The sequence below is a fragment of the Streptomyces sp. NPDC030995 genome, assembly GCF_055571215.1.
In genome coordinates this window covers 262,254-278,995 of record NZ_JBVIFS010000004.1, presented here as the reverse complement: position 1 = coordinate 278,995, position 16,742 = coordinate 262,254, and the positions used below count along the sequence as shown (strand labels likewise).

Below are 16,742 nucleotides of genomic sequence, written 5' to 3'. Positions count from 1 at the left end.
AGGTGTAGGGCTAACCCCACCCCCTGAAGGTGGAGGGGGCGGGGTCCGCAGCAGGACTTGTGGCCGGGGGACCTCAGCCGTCGGCGCCGAGGATCAGCCCGGAGGTCGGTACCCCGGTGCCGGCCGTGACGAGTGCGTACTGCGCCCCCGCGACCTGGTTCACGGAGGTGCCGCGCAGCTGGCGGACGGCCTCGGCGATGCCGTTCATCCCGTGCAGGTACGCCTCCCCGAGCTGGCCGCCGTGGGTGTTGAGCGGCAGCGCGTCCGCGGCGACGAAATCGGCGGCCTCGCCGGGCGCGCAGAAGCCGAACTCCTCCAGCTGCATCAGCACGAAGGGGGTGAAGTGGTCGTAGAGGATGCCGACGTCGATGTCGCAGGGCCGCAGCCCGCTGGTACGCCACAGCTGGCGCGCGACCACGTCCATCTCCGCAAGCCCGGTGAGGTCGTCGCGGTAGAAGGAGGTCATGCCCTCCTGGCGGCGTCCGGCGCCCTGCGCGGCTGCGGTGATCACTGCGGGCGCGCGGCGCAGGTCCCGGGCCCGCTCGGTCGTGGTGACGACGACGGCCTGGCCGCCGTCGGTCTCCTGGCAGCAGTCCAGCAGCCGCAGCGGCTCCACGATCCAGCGCGAGGCGGCGTGGTCGGCGAGGGTGATCGGCTTGCCGTGGAAGTAGGCGGCGGGGTTGTTCGCGGCGTGCCGGCGGTCGGTGACCGCGACGTGCCCGAAGGCCTCGGGGGTGAGGTTGTAGGTGTGCAGGTAGCGCTGGGCGGTCATGGCCACCCAGGAGGCGGGGGTCAGCAGTCCCCAGGGCAGTGACCAGCCGAGCGCCGCCCCCTCCGCCGAGGGCTCGCGCTGCTGGACGCCGGACCCGAAGCGGCGCCCGGAGCGCTCGTTGAACGCGCGGTAGCAGACCACGACCTCCGCGACCCCGGTGGCGACGGCGAGGGCGGCCTGCTGGACGGTGGCGCAGGCCGCGCCGCCGCCGTAGTGGATGCGGGAGAAGAAGGAGAGGTCCCTGATGCCGGCCGCCTGGGCGACGGTGATCTCGGGGCTGGTGTCCATCGTGAAGGTGACCATGCCGTCGACGTCCGCGGGGGTGAGCCCGGCGTCGTCGAGCGCGGCGTGCACGGCCTCCACGGCGAGCTTGAGCTCGCTGCGGCCGGAGTCCTTGGAGAACTCGGTCGCGCCGATGCCGACGATGGCGGCCCGGCCGCCGAGCTCGTCGCGGGTGCGGACGCTCATGCCGCCACCTCCGCGACGACCGTCCCCGACACGTGGTGGCCGATGCCGTTGGCACCGACGACCCGGACCTCGACGGTGGTCCCGGACACGGCGGTGACGGTGCCGGTGAGGGTCATGGTGTCGCCCGGGTAGTTGGGGGCGCCGAGGCGGATAGCCACCTTGCGCAGGACGGCGCGCGGCCCGAGGTGATCGGTGATGTAGCGGCCGACCAGGCCGTTCGTGGTCAGGATGTTCATGAAGATGTCCGGGGAGCCCTTCTCCCGGGCGAGCGCCGCGTCGTGGTGCACGTCCTGGTAGTCGCGGGAGGCGATCGCGCCCGCCACGATCAGCGTGCGGGTGACCGCGATCTCCAGCGGTGGCAGCGTGTCGCCGACCTTCATGCCTGCTCTCCCTCGGCTGTCGAAGCGATCGAAGCTCCCAGTTCGGCCAGCAGCTCGCTGCCGCATCCCAGGTACGCGTCCAGCTGGCGCCCCCACAGGAAGTGCCGGTGGACGGGGTGGTCCAGGTCGGCGCCCATGCCGCCGTGCAGGTGCTGGCCCGCGTGCACGACCCGCTTTCCCGCCTCCGAGGCCCACCAGGCCGCCGTCAGCGCGTGCTCGCGGGCCGCGAGCCCCTGGTCGATGCGCCAGGCCGCCTCGTACGCGGTGACCCGGATCGCCTCGGTGTCCATGTACGCGTCGGCCGCGCGCAGCATGACCCCCTGGTTGGTGGAGAGCGGCCGGCCGAACTGCTCGCGGGTGGAGGTGTACTCCACGGCCCGGGCGAGCGATCCCGCGCAGACGCCCGCCTGGAGTCCGGCGAAGGCGGTACGGGCGGCGGCGAGCGTGGCCTCGTAGGCCCCCTCGGCCCCGATCGGTTCGCCCTCGGCCCGGGTCAGGGTCAGCCTGCCCGCCGACCAGGGGGCGGTGGTCTCCACCGCTGCCGTCTCCACTCCCGGCGCGTCCGTCCGCACGAGCCACAGCGCCCGGTCCACGTCCGGGACCAGTACGTGCGTGGCGTCGCGCAGCCAGGGCACGGCGGGGGCGGTGCCGGTGAGCCGGCCCGTGGACGTGGCGCTGATCCGGCCGCGCGCCGGGAAGGCGCCGGTGGCCACCGCCTCGCCCGTGCCGAGGGCGGGCAGCAGGCGGGCGCGCTGCTCGGGGCTGCCGTGCGCGGCCACGGGGAGGATCCCGTAAGCGCAGGTGGCGGCGTACGGGACCTGCGCGGTGGCGCGGCCCTGTTCCTCCAGCAGCAGCACCAGTCCGAGCAGGCCGATCTCCTCGACGGCGGCGGTCAGTCCGGCCGCGGTGAGGGCCTTCCACAGTTCGGCGTCGCTGCCGGTGCCGGCGGCGGCGAGGCGTTCGTGGGTGGCGAGGTCGCCGAAGATGCGGGCCGCGAGGCCGGCGGCGGCGCTCTGCTCCTCGGTGGGGTGGAAGTCCATCAGCCTTCACTCCCGCGGAAGACGGGGAGTTCGAGCTCGTCGTCGACGCGCAGGAACTCCAACTGGACGGGCAGGCCGATGCGCACCTTGTCGTACGGGACGCCGGTGATGTTGCTGATCATCCGAACTCCCTCGGCAAGCTCGACGAGCGCGACCGCGTAGGGAGGGGAGAAGGCGGGGAAGGCCGGGTGGTGCATGACCACGTACGAGAACACCGTTCCGGCGCCGGACGCCTCGACGGTGTCCCAGTCGGGCGAGGCGCAGGCGTTGCAGCCGGGGAGCCACGGGAAGCGGAGGGTGGCGCATGAGGTGCAGCGCTGGATCAGCAGCTTGTGGTCCCGGACCCCGTCCCAGAAGCCCTGGTTGTCGCGGTTGATCACCGGGCGGGGGCGCTGCGCCGCGGGCTTCCTCTCCGGCCGGGCGGCGGGCGCGTACTTGAGGATCCGGAAGCGGTGGGTACCGGCGAGCTCCCCGTCCGCCTGGACGTCCATGCGGGTCGTCACGAAGTGGCCGGTGCCCAGCTTGGTCGTCTTGCGGGGCGACACGGACTCGATGACGGCGTCGAAGGTGATCGTGTCGCCGGGACGCAGCGGGCGGAGGTACTCCTGCTCGCAGTCGGTGGCGACCACGGAGGTGAAGCCGGCGCCGTCGAGGAGCGCGAAGAGCTCGTCGACGGAGGAGGAGCGGTCCGCGTGGCCGGAGAGACCGCCCATCGTCCAGGCCTGGAGCATGGTGGGCGGAGCGATGGCGTCAGGCCCGGTGTAGGCGGGGTCGGCATCGCCCATCGCCTCGCACCAGTGGCGGATCATCGGCTCGTTGACCGGATCCTTGGCGCGGCCCGCGGTGGCGGCTGGCCGGCCCTCGAAGGCCGCCAGCAGCGCGTGGAACCGGGCTGCTTCCTCGGCCGTGCCGGTTGCGTCCGCCGTCATCGCTTCCTCCCCTTCATGCCGAGCCGCATCATGGCGACGAGCTCCCGCTGGACCTCGCTGACCCCGCCGCCGAAGGTGTTGATCTGCGCGGCCCGGTTCATCCGCTCCAGCTCGCCGCCCGCGAAGGCCGCGGGCCCCCGTACGAGCGCCTCCTCGCCCACCACCTCCTGGCACATCCGGTACACCTCGACGGTGGACTCGGTGCCGAGGAACTTCACGCCGCTGGCGTCGCCGGGAGCCAGGGTGCCGCCGCCCACGTCCTGGACGAGGCGCCAGTTGAGCAGGCGTACGGCGGCCAGGCGCGCGTGCGCCTCGGCGAGCCGGGACTGCACCCAGGGGAGGTCGGCGGGCCGGTCACCGGTGACCGGGTCGGGGGTGCGGGCGTGGTCGAGCGCGCGCTCGTAGAAGTCCTCGGCCTGCATGCCGATGGCGGCGAGCGCAACGCGTTCGTGGTTGAGCTGGTTGGTGATCAGGCCCCAGCCGCCGTGTACGGGGCCGACGAGGTTGCCGACGGGCACGCGGACGGCGTCGTAGTACGTCGCGGTGGTCGTGAGGCCGCCGACGGTGTCGATCGGGGTCCAGGCGAAGCCGGGGGCGTCGGTGGGCACCAGGATGATCGAGATGCCCTTGTGCTTGGGGGCCTCGGGGTCGGTGCGGCAGGCGAGCCAGATCCAGTCCGCGTTCTGGGCGTTGGAGGTGAAGATCTTCTGCCCGTCGATCAGCCAGCTCGCGCTGTCACCGCTGTCACTGGTGTCGCTGGTGTCGCTGGTGTCACCGCTGCCTTCACCGCCTTCGCGAACGGCGCGGGTGCGCAGCGAGGCGAGGTCGGTGCCTGCCTCGGGCTCCGAGTAGCCGATGGCGAAGACGATCTCGCCCTTGAGGATCCGGGGGAGGAAGTAGTCCTTCTGCGCCTGGGTCCCGTACTTCATCAGGGTCGGGCCGACGGTGTTGAGCGTGACCATGGAGACGGGGGCGCCGGCCCGGTAGGCCTCGTCGAAGAAGACGAACTGCTCGTCGGGGCCGCGGCCTTGGCCGCCGTACTCGACGGGCCAGCCGAGGCCCAGCAGTCCGTCGGCGCCGATGCGGCGCAGCAGCTCGCGCTGGCGGGCCGGGTCCTCGGGGACTCCGTCCGGCAGCAGATCCTGGAAGTACTCCCGCAGTTCGGCGCGGAGCCGCAACTGGCCTTCGGTCGGGGCGAGGTGCACGGCGCTGGCCTCCCGGCATCACACATCATCGAGTGGACCTGACTGTCCGTCAGATTCACCCGTGGTGTCAAGGTCGGGAGGGCGGCGAGGAAGCCGGAAAGGCCGGCGGGCATGCGCGAGGGCGCCCGCGCCACCGGACCCCAGCCGGTCCGGTCGCACAGACGCCCTCAACAGTCGGAGCGGCTCAGGCCGCGCTACCACCAGGGGTGGAAGTTGAGCTCCACGTTCGAGTTGGACTGGTCGAGCGCGGTGAAGGCCGACCCGTTGACCTGGGCGGTGTTGTTCTGGTTGGACGCACCGGAGCCGGTGGCCACCTGCTGCGAGGTGGAGGAGTTGCCGTGGTTGTCGCCGCCCACGCCGCTGCCGATGATGCTGGCGACGCTCGCATTCGATCCGTCGTTCGCGAAGGCGCCGTTGTCGGCCGAGGCCACCCCGCCGAAGAGCGCGACAGCGAGGGGGAGAGCGGCGACGGCGGCGATGACGCGGGCGGTACGGATGCTTGCCATGTCTTTATCCTCCAGAAAACCGAAGTGGGACTTGCTCCAAGGCAGTTGGCCGACCGCCCCGGTCGTTCCGTGTGGTGACGACGTCGCGAGACCAGAGTTGCCCACCGAATCCCCGGCGAACCACCCCGGAGTCACCGATTCCCCCGCAAGTATGACCAACATCGGATAAACCTCATTCGCGCCCCCGAAGCCCCAGGCCAGCACACTGGACCCTGTTGAAACCCCTGTCACACAAGGGCTGAAGCGTTCCGCCAGACCGCCTCGCCCCGGACATGCCGAAAAGGGCCGCGCCGTCCGGGAACCCCACCGTCTCCCGGGCCTGCGGCCCTGCAATGCCAAGCTTCACGCCCCTGCACGCTCACGGCGTGCGCCGGGGCAGTCCATCCGTGCCCCGCTCCGGGGGCACCACGCGGCGCGATCCACGGTCACGACGGACCGGGCTCCAGCGCCTGCTTCTGCTCCTGCTGCTGCTACTTCTGCCCGGCGGCGGCGCGTACGCCTGCGAACCGGACCCTACGACTACGCCTGCGTCTACGGGACTACGGGACTACGGGACTACGGGACTACGCGGCGAGCGCCAGCGCTTCCCGGGCGGGTGCGGCAGCGTATGCGGCAGCAGGTACGTCGGCGGCGGCTCCGAGCGAGGTCAGCGCCAGGGCAGCGGTTCCCTGAGCGGCGCCCATGGCCGCGGCGGTGGTCGAGCGCCGGACGGACGGCGTCTTGCCGTGGGCCTCGGCCCGGATCCGCTGCTTGATGGTCGGCGGGAGCGAACCACCCCGCATCATCGCCCGCCAGGTCCGTCGTGCCGCGACGGCCGGCCGGCGCTGGGCGGTGGCCGGAGCGGCGGGAGCCGAGACGGAGGCGGCGACCGGGGCCGCCTTCCGGGCGAGACCGAGGGAGCCGAGCAGAGCGACGAGGGCGGCGAGGACGGAGGTCCAGATCGACGTGAGGGTGCTGCGGTGAGCCATGGCGGGGTGCCTCATTTCGCGATGTTCCGACGGGCGGATCTGCATACATTCGTCATGATGTGGTCGCAACCCGAGACACCCCACCACCCGCGCCGATCTTCCGACAAACACCACCCGTAAGGCCCAAGAGGAAGGACGTGGCGGCAGACTGGGGCCACGGGAGGCAGAGACGGACATGCCGGTGGTGGCAAGCACAGGCGTGGCCGGTCGGGGAGTCGAGATGACCCGGGTGGGCCCTCGGTGGCGGGTGACCCGCCCGTGGCCTCCCCGGTTGCGCCCGTTCGTGCACAGCTAGCCGGTTATTGGGAGGAGGCGGCCTCTCCGTATCGGGTGCGGCTGGTCCCCACGGAGACCTCCTGCGCATCCTGGTGTCCGGCGCGCTCACAGGCGGCCTGATCGCTCTGGCGGGAACCCTCGGCCGCCGCAACCGCAGGCGCCGCGAGGGCGGCGACACGAACGGACGCTGACGGACACGGCACCTTCCCCCGGGGCTCTCGGGCACGGCATGGTGCTGTCGACTGTCTGTGCTCGCAGAGGGGGGATCGATGGCGTTATGGGATCACTTTCCGGCGCTGATCGGCGTTGTCGTCGGAGCGGTTGGCTCGTATGCGGTGGCCAGCCTCACGGAGCGGAGCCGCTGGCGACGGGCGAGAGCCGAACGCTGGGATGAGAAGAGGTTCCACTCCTACGCGAGCTATGCGGCCACCCTGAAAGATCAGATACGCATCGCGCAGCGCATCGGGGCCGCCAGAGGCTTCGCGAACGTGGCGGATCCCCTGGATCCCGACGAAGGCCTGGCACAGCTCGCCGAGGCCGAGTCACGGCGCGCAGCCGAGTGGGAATCCGTGCTGCTCGTGGGGGACGCCGAAGCGATCGGAGCAGCTCGCACATGGCATGAAGCCGTATGGAACGTCGAGTTGTACGCGCGGGGACTGAAGGACGACCCTGCCGGGTGGGCAAGCGCGGAGAAGAAGGTGAGCCAGGCGCGTGACGCGTTCTACGCGTGCGCACGACGCGACCTCGGGATCGCGGGACCGCCCCCACCGTCCGGCAACTGGCCGCGGTCCTGGCAACAGCCGGAGCTCGGCCAAGGCGACCGAGCCTGAGGCGGTTCGCATACGGAAGGGGTGCCACCGATCCGGTGACACCCCTTCTGAGCTGGGCCTTGGCCCGGCTGTGGCGGTGGGTGTGGGATTTGAACCCACGGTGACTCGCGCCACGACGGTTTTCAAGACCGTTCCCTTAGGCCGCTCGGGCAACCCACCCTTGCCCCTGCCGACCAGCGGCGGAGCGGGTCCAGAGTACCGGCTGGCGCCGCTGCTCGGGGCGCTGTTGATCCACCGTTGCCATTTCCGCCGGCGCCTGCGCGTGCTGCCCACCGGCCGCGGGCGATGGCGGGGAGCCCTGCTCGCCGGGCTCCCCGCCATCCGGTCAGGACGCCTGGGCCTTGTCGTAGGCCGCCTTCGCCTCATTGCCGAAGTACGGGCCGTACATCCGGTTCGGCAGGAAGGTGTAGCCGAAGCTGTTCACCGAGACCTGGGTGCCCAGGCCCGTGGCCTCGTTGAAGTCCTGGAACCAGGGGCCGCCGCTGGAGCCGCCGGTCATGTTGCAGGCCAGGCCGTGGTCCTTGGTCAGCAGGAAGTCCTTGCCGCTGTTGCCGCTGCAGTAGACCAGTTTCGTACCGTCGTACGGGGCTGCCGCGGGGAAGCCGAAGGAGTACATCTTCTTGTTGTAGCCACCGTTGAAGAGGATCCCCTGGGCGCCGACGGCCTGGCTGAGGGTCTGGCCGTTCAGCGGGGCGACGACGGCGAGGCCGACGTCCATGTTCATGTCCTCGCTCGCGGCCCACTGGTCGGTGGCGAAGGTCTTGGTGGCCGACCACTGGCCGTAGGGTGCGGACCCGTTGTTGTAGGCGGGGACGAACACCCAGTTGGTGTGCCAGGCTCCCTGGTACTTCACGCAGTGGCCGGCCGTGATGACCGTACTGCCGTTGGCGCTGGTGACCGAGTCGCCGGAGCAGGATGCCGTCCGGTCGCCCATGGTGAAGAAGACCCGGCCCGAGGTCCTCACGACCGCGCCGCCGCCCGTCCAGGCACCGCCCGCCTGCGGGAACGCGGTGGGGGACGCCGCAGCGGTGAAGGACGCGGCAGGGGTCGGGGCGATGCTGGTGGGCGCCGCCGAGGCGGCGACCGGGGTGCGGGCCGCACCCGGGACCGCCGTCACGTCGAGCGGGGTGGCTCCCCGCATCCGCTCAGCGGTCCAGAAGCCCTGGGTGTGCTGCTGCCGGAACGACGCGGGGGTCTCCGCCGCGGTCGAGGGGGTGGCCGCCGTCAGGGCGCCCGCAACGAGGGCACCTGCCGAGAGGAGGACGGACAAGGCCGTGCGATGACGATTCACGCATGACTCCTTCTGCCGTGCCCGGTCCGGTCCTGTCGGTCGGACCAGGGCAGGGTGGGGGTGAAGAACGGTCGGTGCGGATCGGCTGTGCGTTGCTTGCCGGGGCAGAGTGGCACGGCTGTGCGTCAATGTCAGCGGGCAGTCAGAACGTTCGGTCGGTTCCGGCCAGGAAATGGCCAACTCCCCGCCGTTGCGCCGTCATACGGTGAGCACCACGCCCGCGTACGAGGCCCCCGCCACCACCACCCACGCCCCCAGACCCAGCGCCGCCGCCCGCCCGCCGGTCCGGGCCAGCGTCGGCAGGTGCACCGCGCTCCCCAGGCCGAACAGGGCCGCCGCCAGCAGGGCCTCCTGCGCGGTGTGCGCCCACTCCAGCGCCACGTCGGGCAGCGCCCCCGTGGCGCGCAGTGCGGCCGCGGCCAGGAACCCGGCCACGAACAGCGGTACCGGAGCCGGCCGGCGCCCCGAGGCCGTGCGCACCCCGCGCCGCCGGGCCCGTACGGAGAAGGCCACGGCCGCCACCAGCGGGGCGAGCAGCGCCACCCGCATCAGCTTGACCAGCACCGCCTCACCCAGTGCGCCCGGGCCCGCGGTCTGCGCGGTGGCCACCACCTGGCCGACGTCGTGGACGCTGGCACCGACCCACCGCCCGAAGGCCGGGTCGGAGAGGCCCAGCGGCCCCTGGAGGAGGGGCAGGACCGCGATGGCGAGCGTGCCGCAGAGGGTGACCAGGGCCACCGAGGCGGCCACGTCCTCCTCGTCGCTGCCCGACACCTCGCTCACCGCGCCGATCGCCGAGGCCCCGCAGATCGAGTACCCCGTGGCGATCAACAGCGGCTGATCCCCTGGGAGTCCCAGCCGACGGCCCAGCCAGACGGTGCCGAAGAAGGTGGCCGCGACCACGCCGGCGACCATGGCCACCGTGGCCCAGCCGAGCCTGAGCACCTGGTCCAGGCCCAGCCCCAGGCCCAGCAGCACGATGCCGATCCGCATCAGCCGGCGACCCGCCAGGGACAGGCCCGGGCGCGCGGTTCCCCGTACGAAGGTCCGTACGCCCGGCAGGTGCGCCACCGCGATGCCCAGCACCACCGACGCGGTCAGCATCGGCACGGCGGGCACGAGGCGGTGGATGCACCATGCCGCGAGCGCTCCGCCCGCGGCCATCGCCAACCCGGGCCAGGGGGTGGATGTTTCACGTGAAACATGGCGGACCGCCGCGCCCTGCGGGCGGTGGAGGAGTGCCATCAGTCGACGGGGAGCGTGTAGACGCGACGGATGCTGGTGCCCAGGCGGGACACGTCGGCGCCGTACACGTGCACGGATATCGCCTTGGTGTCACAGGAGTTGCGCACCTTGTGGATGTCACCGGGCGGGGCGAACCCGCAGACCTCGCCCTGCGCGTTGACCACGTCCTCGGTGGCGACCAGCCGGGCGGGGCCCGCGCCGGGGGCGAGCCGGAAGCGGCGTTCGCTCTCCTCGCCCTGGTGCACCCCGGCCACGCACCACGACACGTGGTCGTGGATGCAGGTCTCCTGCCCGGGCAGCCACACCAGCGCCACCACCGAGAAGCTGCCGTCGGACTCGGCGTGCAGGATGTGCTGCCGGTACCGCTCCGGGTCGCCCTCCCGCTGCGCGGGCGTCAGGAGGTCGGGCGCCCCCAGATGCGGGGCGAGCCGTTCACCCACCAGGTACGCGGTGAGATCGGGAGCCAGTCCCCGCTCCACGACCGTGCGGATCTCGTTGACGAGGGCGGCCATCCTCGTGGTGGTGCGGGCCGGAATGGTGGTCGTCATGTTCGCAGCGTGCTGCCGTCGTTCCATCACGTCTAACGACAGTTATGACCTGAAATCCCAAGCACCGCTTATGGATTGGTCAGCAGCCGACCCGGTTCGCCGCCGCCTGCTTCAGGGCGTTGAGCACCACGCCGGTCGCCGGGACCCGCAGATGGTCGCGGTAGACGTAGGCGGCGATGTGCCGGCGGGCGGCGGGCTGGAGCGCCCGGCCGCAGACCTTGCTCAGCGAGAGGGAGGGGAGCACCAGCGCGGGCATCATCGCCACGCCCAGCCCCTGCGCGACCAGGCTCTGCACCACCAGGTTGTCGTCGGTGGCGAAGCGGATGTCGGGGACGAAGCCCAGCTCCGCGCACTCGTGCAGCAGGTTCGCCCGGCAGCGCGGGCAGCCAGCGATCCACTGCTCCTCGGCGAGGTCGGCCAGGTGGACGGCGCGGCGCCGGGCCAGTGGATGCCCGGTCGGCAGCAGCACCGTCAGCTGGTCTTCCAGCAGCCTGACCTCGGCGACTTCCTCCGGGATCTCCTCGTGGAGCCCGGGATAGGTGAAGGCCAGCGTGATGTCGCACTCCCCGCGCTCCAGCCGGCGCAGCGAATCGGGGGGCTCCCCCTCCAGCAGCTCCACCTGTACGCCCGGATGGTCCTTGGCCAGGCAGCTCAGGGCTTCCGGTACGAGGGTGACGTTGGCACTGGGGAAGCCGCACAGCCGGACCCGCCCGGTGCGCAGGCGCGCGTAGGCCTTCAGCTGGGCCTCGGCGGCGGAGAGGCTGCCGAGGATGGCCTCGGCGTGCCGGGAGAGGGACTCCCCGGCCTCGGTGAGCTGCATCTTGCGGCCCACTCGGGTGAACAGCGGGGTCCCGACGGCGCGTTCGAGCGCCTTCATCTGCTGGGTGATGGCGGGCTGGGTGTACCCCAGCATGCGGGCGGCCGCCGAGTACGACCCGGAGGCGACCACCTCGTGGAACGTCCGTATGTGCCGGGAGTCGAACACCAATGAAGCATAAGCGGACATTGGGAGGGGCCGTAGGCGGAATCCCGCCTACGGCCCCTGTCCATCAGGCCACCGCTCTACCGCGGTCCTACTTGTCGCCGACCCGCGAGCCGAGCGTGATGTCGACGGTGGTCGGCTTCCCGCCCCGCAGGTAGGTCAGCTTCACGGTGTCGCCGGGCTTGTGCGTCCAGATCAGGCTGATCAGGGTCGGGCCGCTGTCGACCGGCTTGCCGCCGAACTCGGTGATGACGTCGCCGGGCTTGAGGCCCGCCTTGCCGGCCGGACCGTTGGGGTCGACCAGCTCGTTGGCGGCCGCGCCCTGCTCGGAGATCTTGGCGCCCTCGGTCTTGGCCTGGAGGTCCACGGAGACCGAGATCACCGGGTAGACCGGCTTGCCCGTCTTGATCAGCGACTCGGCCACGTTCTTGGCCTGGTTGATCGGGATGGCGAAGCCGAGGCCGATGGAACCGGCCTGGCCGCCGCCGAAGCCGCCGTTGCCGGCCGACTGGATCGCGGAGTTGATGCCGATGACCGCGCCGCGTCCGTCGAGCAGCGGACCACCGGAGTTGCCCGGGTTGATCGAGGCGTCCGTCTGGAGCGCGCTCATGTACGAGTTCTTGCTGCCCGAGCCGTCGCCGGAGGCGACCGGGCGGTTCTTGGCGCTGACGATGCCGGTCGTGACCGTGTTCGACAGGCCGAAGGGGGCGCCGATGGCGATGGTCGGGTCGCCGACCGCGACCTTGTCGGAGTCGCCCAGCGGCAGCGGCTTGAGGCCGGCGGGCGGGTTCTTCAGCTTGAGGACCGCGACGTCGTAGCCCTGGGCGCGGCCCACTACCTCGGCGTCGTACTTCTTGCCGTCGGAGAAGGTCGCGAAGAGCTTGCCGCCGTTCGCGGCGGAGGCCACCACGTGGTTGTTGGTGAGGATGTGGCCCTGCTGGTCGTAGACGAACCCGGTGCCGGTGCCGCCCTCGCCGTCACCGGCCGAGGCCTCGATGGTGACCACGCTGGGCAGCGCGCCCGCGGCCAGGCCCGCGATGGAGCCGGCCTCGCGCTTGAGGTCCTTGGGGGTGTTGCCGGCGCTGATCGTGGTCGAGCCGGTGCCGTTGTCGCTGCGCTCGGCGGCCCAGTAGCCCACGCCGCCGCCGATGCCGCCCGCGATGAGGGCCGCCACGAGCACGCCCGCGATCAGGCCGCCCTTGCCCTTCGGCTTGGGCGCCGGGGAGCCGTCTGCGGTCAGGGGAACGCCCCAGGCGCCGCCACCGTGGCCGCCGCCCGCACCGTACGCCGGCACTGCGGGCGGCGGGGGCGGCCAGCCCTCGGCTCCGTGTGCGGCCTGGGCGGGGGCCGGGGCGTGACCGTAGGCCGGCGCCGGCGCCGGGGCCGCCGGGGTGGGAGGAGTGGGCGGGATCTGCTGCGTCGGCTCGGTACCGGGCGCGGGCGTCGGCGGAAGCTGCTGGGTCACGGGCTCGGCGGCGGGTGCCGCGGCCGGTGCCTGCGGTGCCACGTCCTTCGGTGCATCGGCCTGCGGTCCACCGGCCTGCGTCTCGGGGGCCGGAGCAGGGGGTACGGACGGGGCCGCGGGGGGTGTCGGGGCCGCGGTGCCCTCGTTCTCGGTGCTCACAGCGCTCTCTCCTCGTCACACACGGCTTCAGAAATCTCTGTCACATCGCTGGCAATCGGTCCGAGTGAACGTTCGACGTGCCGCACAAGTTCCTGGGCAAAGCCTTTCCCATGACCCGTCAGAGCACTGTAAGCCGGACCTGTGCATCTCCTCCCATTCTTTATATCCGGCATTTAGGACGCACCTGCAGCACTCGCCCTCGACGCCCGGGGCCCTCTCGGTGGCACCATGACCCGGTGACCCACGCAATGCCGCGCACCATCCAGGTCGTCGCCCACCGCGGCGCCTCGGAGGATGCCCCCGAGCACACCCTGGCCGCCTACCGCAAGGCCATCGAGGACGGCGCCGACGCCCTCGAATGCGATGTCCGGCTCACCGCCGACGGCCATCTGGTCCTGGTCCACGACCGCCGGGTGAACCGCACGTCCAACGGCCGCGGCGCCGTCTCCGCCCTGGAGCTGGCCGATCTCGCCGCCCTGGACTTCGGCTCCTGGAAGGACCGCGAGGAGTCCCCCGACTGGGACGCGGACCCCGAGCGCACGTCCGTCCTCACCCTGGAGCGGCTCCTGGAGCTGATCTCCGACGCCGGCCGTCCGGTGCAGCTCGCGATCGAGACGAAGCATCCGACCCGCTGGGCCGGACAGGTGGAAGAGCGCCTCCTCTTCCTGCTCAAGCGCTTCGGGCTGGACGCCCCGCCCACCGAGGGTCCGCACCCGGTCCGGGTCATGAGCTTCTCGGCGCGCTCCCTGCACCGGGTGCGGGCGGCGGCCCCGACGATCCCCACCGTGTACCTGATGCAGTTCATCTCGCCCCGGATGCGGGACGGGCGCCTGCCGGCCGGCGTGACGATCGCCGGTCCCGGGATGCGGATCGTGCGCAACCACCCCGGCTTCATCCGCAAGCTCCAGGGCGCGGGGCACTCCGTACACGTATGGACAGTGAACGAGCCGGAAGACGTTCAGCTCTGCGCTGATCTGGGTGTGGAAGCGATCATCACGAACAGACCGCGTCAAGTTCTGTCCCAACTGGGGCGCTGACGTCCCCTTTTGCGCACCCGCCACTCCCAACTCGCCTGTAACAGGGTGTGCACCGGCGCATCCGCTCCGCATTCGTTCGGCATGAATGCGTCAGAGGGGTCCGCTACGGCGGTTTCCGGTCCAGGCCATTGGGGCATCCAGACCATGCGTGGGGCTAAGGAGGTTCCGGGGGTGGCGTTGGTGGTGGCACAGGAAGTGCCCACGTCGTCGTGCATGGACGTACGCCATGGTCCTGCGGGCGTGGGTGAGGCGCGACACCGGATGCGCGAACAATTGCGTATCAGCGGGGTGCCCGAATCGGTCGTGGACGATGCCGTACTGATCCTTTCCGAACTGCTCAGCAACGCCTGCCGACACGGCAGGCCCTTGGGCGCGCGGGAAGTCGGGGACGGGGAGATACGCGCCGCATGGCGCGTCGACAGAGCGGGACGGCTGACGGTCGAGGTCACGGACGGGGGCGGTCCCACCCGCCCGGTTCCTGCCACGCCTTCGGTCACCGCACGCGGCGGCCGGGGGCTGAACATCATCAGCGCCCTTGCCCAGGACTGGGGTGTCCGGGACGGAGCGGCGGGTGAGGTCACGGTGTGGGTGATCGTTGCCTGTGGGCCCCGGCACGAGGATTTCGCTACGCGCGTTGCGCCCCCGGCGATCGACTTCAGCACGGCCTTCGACGACCTGGATCCCTGAAGGATCCCGATCCCTGCAGGACGACACAACAGCACAGCAGTTCCGGTCATCCGTACAAGCGGCCGTCCGGGAGCGCACGCCGACCGTGCTCCCGGCCGCACCCCACCGGTTCCGGCGGTACGAACGGCTAGGCTCGCGCCCAGACACGACGCCGTACCGCCGCAACCGGGAGACACCCACGATGGCCAAGAAGCGCCCCGTAGCCAAGACCGCAAAGCCGCAGCTCAACAACGGTGAGATCCCCGTCGTGGGTGCCCGCGAGCCCTGCCCCTGCGGATCCGGGCGCCGCTACAAGGCCTGCCACGGCGCAGCCGCCGCGCACGCCGTCACCGAGCACGTCCAGCGCCCCTTCGAGGGCCTGCCGGGCGAGTGCGACTGGGTCGCGCTGCGCGAGCTGGTGCCCGCGGCCACCGTCCCGCTGTCCCTCAAGGGCGGTCTGCCCGAGGGCGTCCCCTCGGTCACGCTGGTGACCGTACTTCCCATGGCCTGGCCGGCGCTGCGCCGCGAGGACGGGTCCGTCCTGCTCGGCCTGCAGAACGACTCGTCCACCGGGGACCTCGGCCGCGACATGGCCGACACCCTGGAGCGTGCGCTCGCGGCCGAACCGGGCACCCCGATCCCCGCGCGACGGGTTCCCGCCGAGGGTCCGCGCCTTCAGGATCTCCTGGACGCCGACGGCGGTTTCGAGCCTGTTGTGCACAGCGGCTTCGAATTCTGGATTCCGGAATCCGAGGGCGAGCAGAACGCCTCCCCGGAGATCGCCGCCTCGCTGGAGCGCGCCAACGCGGCCGCCATTCCCACCGTCAAGCTGACCGGCGTGGACGCCGCCTACTGGTGCGAGACCCCGGAGAAGAACCACCTGCGCTGGGTCATGCCGCACCCCGAGGAGAAGCTGCTCGACGCCCTCGCCCGGCTGCACGCGGCCGGTACGTCCTCGCTCGGAGAGGGCACGAAGCTCGTCGGTTCCTTCCGCGCCCACGGCCTGATGGTCCCGGTCTGGGACCTGCCCACCGGGGTCACGGCCGACGACGTGGAGAAGCCCGCGGCACAGTTCGCGGAGCGCCTCGCCGGGGCCCTGGCCACGGACGCCCCGCTGACCACGGAGGAGCGCCGGGCGCGCGGCGGACTCACCAACCGCCAGGTGACCCTCAGCTGACCGCGCGCACGCGCGGAGCCGGTGACCGGAGTCACAACTCCCGCTAATCGTCTGCAAATCGGTGTCTGAATATCAGAGATCGAATTTGCGTACAGGCGATCTCTTGTTACCGTTCTTGTAGCCCGGTCGCTGGTGCATCCCCCGTCGCCAGCGACCGGGCCCTTCCATTTCCGGCGGTACTCAACCGTCACCCGGTGCCGGAGAGTTGCTCCCGGACCGCAACAGCAACTCGCCTTCATCATCCGGAACTGCAAATTCCGCAACGGCCGAGTAACTGTCCGGATCCCCTGCCGAGGTCTCCTTCGGCGTCTCGCACAGGCCCGGCTCGTCACCCGCACCGACCGCGCACCGGATCTGCACCGTGCGCCCGGCCGGCCCCATCATCGTCAGCACCGCATCCAGGGCGTGACCACTGGTGTTGCGGTAGTAACTCCGGCCCCACGTCCGGCCTTCGGCCACCAGCACGCAGGTTTGCGCCTCCACGCCGTGCGGCGAGGACAGTTCGGGTCCGCAGCGGGAATCCGTACGGGGCTGCTCGGCCTGGCCGGGCCGCTCGGGCCCGGATGTCGCCTCCGCCGAGCGCGGAGGCGACGTAGGAGAGGGACGAGAAGAGTCCGAAAGCCCGAGCGTCGAGAACAGGCCGCCGCCCTTTCCGTCATCCTGACCGGCAAAATCCGGCCCGGCGATCGCTCCGGTGAGCGGGAGCGACAAGATGATCAGCACACCGGCGCCGATACCGATCAGGCGGAGATTCATTCGCCGAAGATAGCGATGCGGGAATGGGGCGCGGAGATCCCC

Annotated in this window: 17 protein-coding genes and 1 tRNA gene; 4 read left to right on the top strand and 14 right to left on the bottom strand. The window is 71.4% G+C overall.

Annotated features, from left to right (window positions below):
* Positions 1–73: 73 nt before the first annotated feature.
* The 7 genes from ACZ45T_RS09700 to ACZ45T_RS09670 all read right to left on the bottom strand — a co-directional run bounded on the left by ACZ45T_RS09700 (position 74) and on the right by ACZ45T_RS09670 (position 6,268).
* Positions 74–1,240: a lipid-transfer protein gene (locus ACZ45T_RS09700; RefSeq protein WP_468439217.1), complete on the bottom strand. Its 1,167-nt coding sequence runs from the start codon at positions 1,238–1,240 to the stop codon at positions 74–76.
* Positions 1,237–1,620, bottom strand: a complete 384-nt coding sequence (locus ACZ45T_RS09695) for a MaoC family dehydratase (protein ID WP_468439215.1) — start codon at positions 1,618–1,620, stop codon at positions 1,237–1,239. The genes ACZ45T_RS09700 and ACZ45T_RS09695 overlap by 4 nt, the downstream gene beginning before the upstream one ends.
* Entirely contained in the window at positions 1,617–2,660 is a 1,044-nt protein-coding gene (locus ACZ45T_RS09690) for an acyl-CoA dehydrogenase family protein (protein WP_468439213.1), read from the bottom strand. Before ACZ45T_RS09690 ends, ACZ45T_RS09695 begins: the two co-directional genes overlap by 4 nt.
* Complete coding sequence (locus ACZ45T_RS09685) at positions 2,660–3,589, bottom strand: bifunctional MaoC family dehydratase N-terminal/OB-fold nucleic acid binding domain-containing protein (protein ID WP_468439211.1); 930 nt, start codon at positions 3,587–3,589, stop codon at positions 2,660–2,662. Before ACZ45T_RS09685 ends, ACZ45T_RS09690 begins: the two co-directional genes overlap by 1 nt.
* On the bottom strand, positions 3,586–4,794 hold the full coding sequence (locus ACZ45T_RS09680; RefSeq protein ID WP_468439209.1) for an acyl-CoA dehydrogenase family protein: 1,209 nt from the start codon (positions 4,792–4,794) through the stop codon (positions 3,586–3,588). Before ACZ45T_RS09680 ends, ACZ45T_RS09685 begins: the two co-directional genes overlap by 4 nt.
* 194 nt (positions 4,795–4,988) lie before the next feature.
* Positions 4,989–5,300 carry a hypothetical protein gene (locus tag ACZ45T_RS09675; protein ID WP_468439207.1) on the bottom strand — a complete coding sequence of 104 codons (312 nt, stop codon included), beginning with the start codon at positions 5,298–5,300 and terminating at the stop codon, positions 4,989–4,991.
* A gap of 563 nt (positions 5,301–5,863) precedes the next feature.
* Entirely contained in the window at positions 5,864–6,268 is a 405-nt protein-coding gene (locus ACZ45T_RS09670; RefSeq protein ID WP_468439205.1) for a DUF6344 domain-containing protein, read from the bottom strand.
* 545 nt (positions 6,269–6,813) lie between these two features.
* Between ACZ45T_RS09670 and ACZ45T_RS09665 the strand changes: the two genes are divergently transcribed.
* Positions 6,814–7,374 (top strand): hypothetical protein, encoded by a 561-nt coding sequence (locus ACZ45T_RS09665; protein ID WP_468439203.1) that lies wholly within the window; start codon positions 6,814–6,816, stop codon positions 7,372–7,374.
* 71 nt (positions 7,375–7,445) lie between these two features.
* On the opposite strand, the gene ACZ45T_RS09660 is transcribed toward ACZ45T_RS09665, so the two are convergent.
* The 6 genes from ACZ45T_RS09660 to ACZ45T_RS09635 form a co-directional block, all read right to left on the bottom strand.
* A tRNA-Ser gene (locus ACZ45T_RS09660) sits at positions 7,446–7,533 on the bottom strand.
* Positions 7,534–7,699: 166 nt separating this feature from the next.
* Complete coding sequence (locus ACZ45T_RS09655; RefSeq protein ID WP_468439201.1) at positions 7,700–8,665, bottom strand: trypsin-like serine peptidase; 966 nt, start codon at positions 8,663–8,665, stop codon at positions 7,700–7,702.
* A 198-nt stretch (positions 8,666–8,863) separates the two neighbouring features.
* The gene (locus tag ACZ45T_RS09650) at positions 8,864–9,910 is read right to left on the bottom strand and encodes a YeiH family protein (RefSeq protein WP_468439199.1); all 1,047 of its coding nucleotides are present in this window, start codon (positions 9,908–9,910) and stop codon (positions 8,864–8,866) included.
* Positions 9,910–10,458, bottom strand: a complete 549-nt coding sequence (locus ACZ45T_RS09645) for a cysteine dioxygenase family protein (RefSeq protein WP_468439197.1) — start codon at positions 10,456–10,458, stop codon at positions 9,910–9,912. The genes ACZ45T_RS09650 and ACZ45T_RS09645 overlap by 1 nt, the downstream gene beginning before the upstream one ends.
* Before the next feature lie 79 nt (positions 10,459–10,537).
* A complete protein-coding gene (locus tag ACZ45T_RS09640) occupies positions 10,538–11,443 on the bottom strand; it encodes a LysR family transcriptional regulator (protein ID WP_468439195.1) in 906 nt (301 codons plus the stop codon).
* 88 nt (positions 11,444–11,531) lie between these two features.
* A complete protein-coding gene (locus tag ACZ45T_RS09635; protein ID WP_468439193.1) occupies positions 11,532–13,064 on the bottom strand; it encodes a S1C family serine protease in 1,533 nt (510 codons plus the stop codon).
* Between the two features lie 248 nt (positions 13,065–13,312).
* On the opposite strand from ACZ45T_RS09635, the gene ACZ45T_RS09630 reads away from it, so the two are divergent.
* From ACZ45T_RS09630 to ACZ45T_RS09620, 3 genes are all read left to right on the top strand, one after another.
* On the top strand, positions 13,313–14,101 hold the full coding sequence (locus tag ACZ45T_RS09630) for a glycerophosphodiester phosphodiesterase (protein ID WP_468439405.1): 789 nt from the start codon (positions 13,313–13,315) through the stop codon (positions 14,099–14,101).
* 171 nt (positions 14,102–14,272) lie between these two features.
* The gene (locus ACZ45T_RS09625; RefSeq protein ID WP_468439191.1) at positions 14,273–14,788 is read left to right on the top strand and encodes an ATP-binding protein; all 516 of its coding nucleotides are present in this window, start codon (positions 14,273–14,275) and stop codon (positions 14,786–14,788) included.
* Between the two features lie 181 nt (positions 14,789–14,969).
* Entirely contained in the window at positions 14,970–15,944 is a 975-nt protein-coding gene (locus ACZ45T_RS09620; RefSeq protein WP_468439189.1) for a DUF5926 family protein, read from the top strand.
* Positions 15,945–16,124: 180 nt separating this feature from the next.
* On the opposite strand, the gene ACZ45T_RS09615 is transcribed toward ACZ45T_RS09620, so the two are convergent.
* The gene (locus tag ACZ45T_RS09615; RefSeq protein WP_468439187.1) at positions 16,125–16,700 is read right to left on the bottom strand and encodes a hypothetical protein; all 576 of its coding nucleotides are present in this window, start codon (positions 16,698–16,700) and stop codon (positions 16,125–16,127) included.
* Between the last annotated feature and the right edge of the window lie 42 nt (positions 16,701–16,742).